This is a genomic window from Pacificibacter marinus (assembly GCF_018860665.1).
Classification (GTDB): domain Bacteria; phylum Pseudomonadota; class Alphaproteobacteria; order Rhodobacterales; family Rhodobacteraceae; genus Celeribacter; species Celeribacter marinus_A.
Genome location: NZ_JAHKPK010000029.1, coordinates 1 through 1870, shown reverse-complemented (window position 1 = coordinate 1870; position 1870 = coordinate 1). Strand labels below are relative to the sequence as shown.

Sequence of the window (1870 nt, the reverse complement as noted above, 5' to 3'; positions counted from 1 at the left end):
TTAGAACTGGTTCATCGTATTGTCTTTACCAGACGCTTTCAGTGCGGCATCACCAGAGAAGTATTCTTTGTGATCATCACCCATGTCAGAACCAGCCATGTTCTGGTGTTTAACGCAGGCGATACCTTGACGGATCTCTTTACGTTGTACGCCAGCGACATAACCCAACATACCCATCTCACCGAAGTACTCTTTAGCCAAGTTGTCAGTCGACAAGGCCGCGGTGTGGTACGTAGGCAATGTGATCAAGTGGTGGAAGATACCGGCTTCACGTGCCGCGTCCGCTTGGAACGTCTGGATACGCTTATCAGCTTCGATGGCCAACTCAGTCTCATCGTACTTAACGTCCATCAAACCAGCACGATCGTAAGCAGAAACATCCTTACCTTCTTCAACCATCGCATCAAATACTTGCTGACGGAAGTTCAATGTCCAGTTGAACGAAGGTGAGTTGTTGTAAACCAGCTTAGCGTTAGGAACCACTTCACGGATACGGTTAACCATGCCGCCAATTTGACCCACGTGAGGCTTCTCAGTCTCGATCCATAACAAGTCAGCACCGTTTTGTAGAGATGTGATGCAGTCAAGTACGCAACGGTCTTCGCCAGAACCTTTCTTGAACTGGAACAAACCAGATGCTAAACGCTTAGGCTTGAGTAGTTTACCGTTGGCTTTAACCACCACGTCACCGTTGTTGATGTCATCAGCACTTTCAACGTAATCGCCGTCTAGGAAGGCGTTATACAAATCGCCTAGGTCGCCTGGCTCGTTCGTTACAGCGATCTGTTTTGTTAAGCCCGCACCCAATGAGTCAGTACGTGCCACGATAACACCGTCATCAACACCTAGCTCAAGGAACGCGTAACGCACTGCACGGATCTTAGCAAGGAAGTCAGCATGGGGCACCGTTACTTTACCGTCTTGGTGGCCACACTGCTTCTCGTCAGATACTTGGTTCTCGATCTGGATACAGCAAGCACCGGCTTCGATCATCTTCTTAGCAAGAAGGTAAGTGGCTTCTTCGTTACCAAACCCTGCATCGATATCAGCAATGATTGGAACAACGTGTGTTTGGAAACCATCGATTTGAGCTTGTACGGCTTTTTCAGCGGCGCTGTCACCGGCGTCACGAGCGGCGTCTAACTGACGGAATAGGCCGCCTAGTTCACGAGCATCAGCTTGACGCAAGAAGGTGTAAAGCTCTTCGATGAGTGATGCAACCGAGGTTTTCTCGTGCATAGATTGGTCAGGTAAAGGACCGAACTCAGAGCGCAGAGCCGCTACCATCCAACCAGACAGGTACAAATAGCGGCGATCAGTGCTATTAAAGTGCTTCTTAATAGAGATCATTTTCTGTTGGCCGATAAACCCGTGCCAGCAGCCAAGAGATTGCGTGTACTGAGATGAGTCGGCATCGTAACGAGCCATGTCATCGCGCATGATTTTAGCGGTGTACTTAGCGATATCCAAACCTGTTTTGAACTGGTTTTGAGCGCGCATACGAGCGGCATATTCAGGGTTGATGGCTTCCCACGCAGCGCCTTGTTGAGCGCGGAGTGTTGCGATTGCATCGATATCATTCAGTATAGTAGACATATTTATCATCCTGAGAGTAAGAGACGGTTAGGTGTCATTCATTGTTTTGTTATGCGATCCATTTTAGGGAAACTCGCCTTATAATAGAAATAAATGGTAATTATTGTTACCATTTATTTAATGAATAAAGGTGTGATTCCCTTATGTTTAAAGGGCTGTAGAGGTGTAGCATGAACTTAGAACATATTGATTTAAATTTGTTGGTCTACATTGACGTGCTCTTAAGGGAGAGAAATGTCACCAGAGCCGCTAATGTTTTAGGTATAACTCAGCC

At 47.2% G+C, this 1870-nt stretch carries 1 protein-coding gene; it reads right to left on the bottom strand.

Going from position 1 to position 1870, the window contains the following annotated elements; all coding sequences use genetic code 11:
- Positions 1-1596: an isocitrate lyase gene (locus tag KO497_RS09950; protein WP_178968674.1), complete on the bottom strand. Its 1596-nt coding sequence runs from the start codon at positions 1594-1596 to the stop codon at positions 1-3.
- Between the last annotated feature and the right edge of the window lie 274 nt (positions 1597-1870).

Coding starts and splice junctions, on each gene's coding strand:
- KO497_RS09950 (WP_178968674.1), bottom strand. CDS start 1,596: ATGTCTACTATACTGAATGATATCGATGCAATCGCAACACTCCGCGCT.